This window comes from Treponema bryantii (assembly GCF_900113965.1).
GTDB lineage: Bacteria > Spirochaetota > Spirochaetia > Treponematales > Treponemataceae > Treponema_D > Treponema_D bryantii_A.
Genome location: NZ_FORI01000018.1, coordinates 1 through 6,161, shown reverse-complemented (window position 1 = coordinate 6,161; position 6,161 = coordinate 1). Strand labels below are relative to the sequence as shown.

The 6,161-nt window shown below is 37.9% G+C and carries 6 protein-coding genes; 5 read left to right on the top strand and 1 reads right to left on the bottom strand.

The features are described from left to right. The coding region (locus BM161_RS14055) for a transposase (RefSeq protein ID WP_143090556.1) at window positions 1–262 on the bottom strand (262 nt) is incomplete at its 3' end. Between the two features lie 91 nt (window positions 263–353). On the opposite strand from BM161_RS14055, the gene BM161_RS14050 reads away from it, so the two are divergent. From BM161_RS14050 to BM161_RS14030, 5 genes are all read left to right on the top strand, one after another. Next, window positions 354–2,300, top strand: coding sequence for a M13-type metalloendopeptidase (locus tag BM161_RS14050; RefSeq protein ID WP_074933898.1), 1,947 nt, complete (start codon window positions 354–356; stop codon window positions 2,298–2,300). A gap of 10 nt (window positions 2,301–2,310) precedes the next feature. Next, window positions 2,311–2,763: an NfeD family protein gene (locus BM161_RS14045; RefSeq protein WP_074933896.1), complete on the top strand. Its 453-nt coding sequence runs from the start codon at window positions 2,311–2,313 to the stop codon at window positions 2,761–2,763. A 96-nt stretch (window positions 2,764–2,859) separates the two neighbouring features. Then, window positions 2,860–3,744 carry an SPFH domain-containing protein gene (locus BM161_RS14040; RefSeq protein ID WP_074933893.1) on the top strand — a complete coding sequence of 295 codons (885 nt, stop codon included), beginning with the start codon at window positions 2,860–2,862 and terminating at the stop codon, window positions 3,742–3,744. A gap of 118 nt (window positions 3,745–3,862) precedes the next feature. Then, window positions 3,863–5,158 carry a S41 family peptidase gene (locus BM161_RS14035; RefSeq protein WP_074933887.1) on the top strand — a complete coding sequence of 432 codons (1,296 nt, stop codon included), beginning with the start codon at window positions 3,863–3,865 and terminating at the stop codon, window positions 5,156–5,158. A gap of 17 nt (window positions 5,159–5,175) precedes the next feature. Then, on the top strand, window positions 5,176–5,892 hold the full coding sequence (locus tag BM161_RS14030; protein WP_143090587.1) for a helix-turn-helix transcriptional regulator: 717 nt from the start codon (window positions 5,176–5,178) through the stop codon (window positions 5,890–5,892). The last annotated feature ends 269 nt before the right edge of the window (window positions 5,893–6,161 follow it).

Below are 6,161 nucleotides of genomic sequence, written 5' to 3'. Positions count from 1 at the left end.
TATTTGTAATACCGAAAAGCAATGCAACCTGTAAATTTGAAAGATTATGCTCTTGTTGATAGTTTAGCACTTTTAGCTTAAATTCTCCGCTAAAATGTCGGGTTGGTTTTGTAAATTTTCCATTTAATTTGTACTGGGCAATCCACTGTCTAATTTGACTTGAACTTACTCCATATGCTTTTTCTTGTTGTTCTGGACTTATATGTTCTTCAATATAGTCTAAGACAATCTTTAGTTTGAACTCTTCTGAGTATTTGGACATAAAAAAAGCACCTCCTAAAGTGAACTTTATTTGTCCAACTTTAGGGGTGCACTTCACGGAACCGGGTATATTTTGGCTTCAGGAGGAAAAAATGAAAAGTTCAAGAACTTATGTCGTATCAGCTGTTGTTCTGTTAGCAGTTCTGCTTGCAGGCTGTGCAAATTCTTCTAACAGCAAAAAATGGATTAACTCAAATCTTGATGGAAATCTCCTGAGTGAAAAGCCCTCTCTTAAAGACGATTTTTATCAGTCTCTAAATTATGAGACTTTGAAAAAGCCTTTGTCAGGGTCAGAGGATTCGGGAACAACAGAAAATAATGAAGATTTCACCAATCCGTTTGTAAATCAGATTGCTTCAATGGCTGCTGCTAGTGGAGCGGAAAGTCTGGAGAACTCGGACAGTCAAAACCTTTCAGAAAAACAGAAATTAATTGCCCTTTACAATATGGGAATGGATTGGGAGCACCGTAATGAACTTGGTTTGCAGCCAATTCTTCCTGTTTTGAAAAAAATCCAGTCCGTAAAATCTATTGAACAGTTAAACTCGATTCTTGAAGATGATAATATTAGACTCTTCTTTCCAATAAAAATAGATCAAAAATCGAAAGTTGGTAGTCTTTATTATAGTCCTAAAATAAGCCTGATATATGTTATCAGTGATGATTATGACCTTTATTTTGATTTTTATATGACAATGCTTCAGCGAGTCGGCTATTCACAGGAAAAAGCTGAAGAACTGTTAAAATCAGCTTATGAACTTGAAAAGCGATATAATCTTAATCTTGTAAAGGAAAAGGGGTCAGATAAAAATTTATATTTTGGTCAGCTTAAAGATTCTTATAAAAACTTCCCGATTACAGAATACCTGGAATCTAATGGACTGGCAGGCTTGAATTTTGGTTTTACTCCGGATTTTGAGATATTTGATTCTCTTTATGTTGAGGAAAATCTTGAAGCTGTAAAAACACTCTGTTTATGCAGGCTTTTTACTGCAAGTACATGTTTGCTGGATAGAGAGGCCCTTGATTGTTATCTGAAGGTAAATGAAAAATTTACAGGTTTTAAGAGAAATTTTAGCAATGAAGAACTTGTCATTCTTTTTTTGAATGAATTTATTCCGAATTATCTGGGAAAGGTGTGGTGTGAAGAGTATTGCTCAGAAGAAATAATTGCAGATATTGAAAATCTTTGTAACGATATTCTTTCAAATTATAAAAAAGAGATTTCTTCCTGGGAGTGGCTTTCAACAGGTTCGCGTTATACTCTTGTGGAATTACTCAATAAAACAAAGGTGATTGCAGGTCATTCAAACTTTTATGATTATTCGGATTTACAACTAAAAGATAATTTCTTTGATTCCATTCTGGAAGTGGTAAAACTTGAAAAAAAGATTCAGTCAAAAAACTGTTTTAAGGATCCGGATATATATGAATGGTCCTGGGCACCACAGGTAAGTAATGCTTATTACAATCCATCGAATAACAGTATTAATATACTTGCCGGTTATATTTTTCTAAGCAGAATCAAATATGATGTAAATGATTCTTATGAAAAGAAGCTGTCAGGACTTGGTTTTACTATGGCGCATGAAATCAGCCATCTCTTTAGTCATTCTGCTGGTGACGATGGCGTTCTTATGCAGATTATAGGAACGACTGATCATAAAGAAATTGAAAATCGCATAGTTTCTGTTTCTGATTATTTCAGTACCTGCGAGATTTTCGACGGAGTAAATTGTGACGGAACAAAATGTAGAACGGAAATTGGAGCTGATGTTTTTGGAATGTCTGCAATATTGAAAACTGCCGCTGCGGTTCCGGATTTTGATTATAAGCTTTTCTTTGAATACTATGCTAAGAATAATGCTTCGGAAAGTACGGAAAAGCTTTTGAGAAATCAGCATGAAACGGATCCTCATCCGCTGGATTTTCTGCGTGTGAACGCTATTGTTCAGCAGTTTGATGAGTTTTATGAAGCCTTCGATATTAATCGAGGCGATGGTATGTATCTTGCACCTGAAAAAAGGTTCAAATTATAAGGAGGTAGCCATGGATAGTATTATTTCAGTTTTAGCTGATAATCTTCCCTGGGTTTGGGTTGCAGTGACAATCATCTGCGTGGTGATTGAATCGCTTACACTTTCCCTTACTACCATTTGGTTTGGAATCAGTGCGTTTGTAATGGTTTTCCTTGCATTTACGCCTCTTCCTTTTCCTGCTCAGTTGTTCATCTTTGTTGTGCTTGCTCTTGTGCTTTTGATTTTTACACGTCCGGTTGTAAAGCAGAAGCTTAATCAGAAAAAGATTGCAACAAACTATGAGCGGATTATAGGACAGATAGCCGTAGTGACAAGAAAAATCACAGCACTCGACAAGGGTTCTGTAAAAATCAATGGTATGGAATGGACTGCTGCTGTCAAAGAGGACATTACTCTCGAAGAGGGCAGTAAGTGCATTATCGAAGAAATCGCCGGTGTTACGGCGTATGTAAAGCAAATTTAACATGGTGATTGAGTAGCCCGCAGGGCGTATCGAAATCATCGTTAAAATGTGGTTTCGACAAGCTCAACCACCGTACAGTTTAGGAGGATTTAGTTTATGATTTACGTAATTATCGCAGTTGCAGTTTTGATTATGGTTCTGATTATCACAAACATCAGAATTGTATCTCAGTCTAACGCTTTTGTTATTGAACGCCTTGGTGCTTATCACGGAACCTGGAATGTTGGTATTCATGTAAAAATGCCGTTCCTTGACCGTATTGCCAAGAAGGTTTCTCTGAAGGAAAAGGTTTTTGATTTTCCTCCACAGCCTGTAATCACACGTGATAATGTAACTATGATGATTGATACTGTAGTTTATTTTCAGATTACAGATCCAAAGCTTTATACATACGGTGTTGAAAAACCAATCAACGCTCTTGAAAATCTTAGTGCTACAACTTTGCGTAACATTATTGGTGAACTTGAGCTTGATGAGTCTTTGACAAGCCGTGATGTTATCAACACAAAGATGCGTTCTATTCTTGATGAAGCAACAGACCCTTGGGGAATCAAGGTAAACCGTGTAGAGGTTAAGAACATTGAACCTCCACAGGCAATCCGCGATGCAATGGAAAAGCAGATGAAGGCTGAACGCGAACGCCGTGAGCAGATTCTTATTGCAGAAGGTCATAAGCAGTCTGCAATTCTCGAAGCTGAAGGACAGAAGCAGGCTTTGATTCTTCAGGCAGAAGCTCAGAAGGAGTCGGCAATCCAGAAGGCAAAGGGTGAAGCTGAAGCTATCCGCGAAGTTCAGCAGGCTAAGGCAGAAGGTCTTAAGATGCTCCGCGACGCTGGAATGGACGACAAGGTTCTTAAGCTCCGCAGCCTCGAAGCTTTCGAAGTTGCAAGCAATGGCCAGGCAACAAAGATTATCGTTCCATCAGATTTGCAGAACTTAGCAGGTGTAGTTACAAGTGTAGCTGAGATTGCTAAGAAATAAAAAAAAGACCACCGATGGTTTCGATACACTTCGCTTCGCGAAGCACTCAACCACCGGTGGTTGAGTAGGTGCAAAGCACCGTATCGAAACCATATTTAGAAAAATCAGGAGGTAATCCATGAAAAAATCCGTTTTGTTAATTATTGCTCTTATTCTTCTTTCTGTTTTTACCTCCTGTAAAAATCAAAAAGAAACCGTTACTCCGAAGGATTTGTACTATGATATTGAACGAATCCAGATTGATATGGCATATTCTCCGCTTAAAGAGGTTTATGATCCTGAGCCTTTTGAGCAGCTGAAGGCAGATGTAATGGCCGGTACGGCTGACAGGCTGGAATGTGTTTTCAGGCTGCAGAAGATTCTTTGTGAATATAATTGTGCTCATCTTAATCTTGTGCCGAATGATGGTGCTGCTCTGTTTTCCAAAAGCTTGCCGTTTATGTTTTACTGTTTTGGAAATGATAATCATCTTTATCTTACCACTCCTAAATATAAAAAATATCTTGGCTGGAAGCTTGTGAAGATTGGTGGTGTTTCAGTTGAAGAGGCTAGAGACAAGTATGTAAATTATGCACTTTCTCCTTATGAAACAGCTGCTGGAGAAAAATATGAATTTGAACAATCAATTAATTATATCAGCTTAAAAGAGGCCGGGTTAGTTCAGAAAAATGGAAGGGTTAGTCTGACTCTAGAGGCTCCAGATGGTACTGTAAAAACTCTAAACTGCAAAGCCCTTTCTCCTTTGTTATTGCTGAAATGGGAGAAGCTGTCCCCTGAAAAAGAAAATGGGCTGCTTAAAAAGTTTAAGGGTGGTAAAAATTATATGTTTGTTTCTTCTGCAGAAAAGCGGACTGTATATGCTCGATGCAACCATTGTGAAGTAGATGAAGCGTATAAGGTTGAGGAGTGGTTTTCAGATATAGCTGCAGAATTAAAAACTGGAAATTTCGATACTGTTGTTTTTGATTTACGATATAATCCGGGCGGAGATGGTCGTTTTGAAATGGCACTTGGTAATGAACTTTGGAATTATAAATCAGAATTGGAAAAGTATAATCTTGCATTAGTTGCAACTGGAAGAACTTATTCCTGTTCCCTCAGATTTATTAATAATGTTTTGATGCAGTTTCCTCAGGTTGTGTTGTTCGGCGAGGAAACTGGACAGGCGATTTTTAATTATACAGGCTATCACAAGGGAAATAATCTGAAAAAGCTTAACTGTCAGTTTATATTTCCTATGCAGGTTGATGATCAGCCGGAGCTGCATAAGAGGGCGATGGAAGTGACTCATTCTGATATTCACTGTGGTGTTTTGCCTGATGTAGAAGTTTATGAAAAGTTTGAAGACTTTATGCAGGGTGAAGACACTATTTATAATGCAATTTATGATTATTTTGGTAAAAAATCTGAATAATGTGGTATAATATGAATATGAATTATAAAAAGTTTTTAGACAAACCCTTCCGTCTCATGTCTCTGATTGGATGTGTATATCTGATTATCATGATTCTGATGAATGTATTTACCGATTTTTCTTATGAACTGAGCATCCTGCCGTTTTCTAAAACAGTTTCGTATGCTGCAGAAGGTGTGGCACTGGCACTCTGTGTGCTTTCATTTATTCTTTATACCCATCATAGCATTTATTATACCGCTCTTGAGATTTTGACTTTTTCATATCTTTATACAGGAAGAATCTATACAGCCTTGTTTTTGACGGCAATTCTTTTTGTTCTTTTACTGATTGAAAACCGGCTTATTTCAAAAATGCGGCTTAGCGTTTATCTTGTAATTGAAGTTGTGAAGATAGCGCTGGTAATTCCGTATGGAGTTCGCAGCTTTTTCGAGTATTTTGGAATTTCGCTTTTCTCCCTGGCCACAATTGGCTGTATTAATCTTTTATTCCGTCATGCGTATGAGAAAAAAGATGCGGGAGAAATTAATCTTGCGGATTATAAATTCACTGACCGTCAGATTGACTGTATTAAAGAGACGGTTGTAAACAACACTACGATTAAGGCGCTGGCAATTACACATAATGTGAGTGAAAGCGCGATAAAAAAGGATTTAGCACATATTTACTCAGTTCTTGGAATTGACGGTAAAGCGGATCTTAAGGCGTTGTTTATAGGATATAAGTTTGATTAACTGAGATCTTACACAAAAAAAAGTGCTCCCGTGGGAAATGACATAGGGGTGCTCGCGAGCCTGTTTTTTGTGTTAACAATCCTGCGGTTTTTGCAGGCAAAAATCCTCGGATTGTTTTCGATGGCTAAGCGCCAAAACTTCTCGAGGCACCCCTATGCCATTTCCCACTCCGCACTTTTTTTGTGCAACTCTGTGATTTTGCCTGCGTCCCACAATTTCAGTCCCGCCTTACCACACCTTCCGCTTAAAAGAAAATGAATATACCCCTT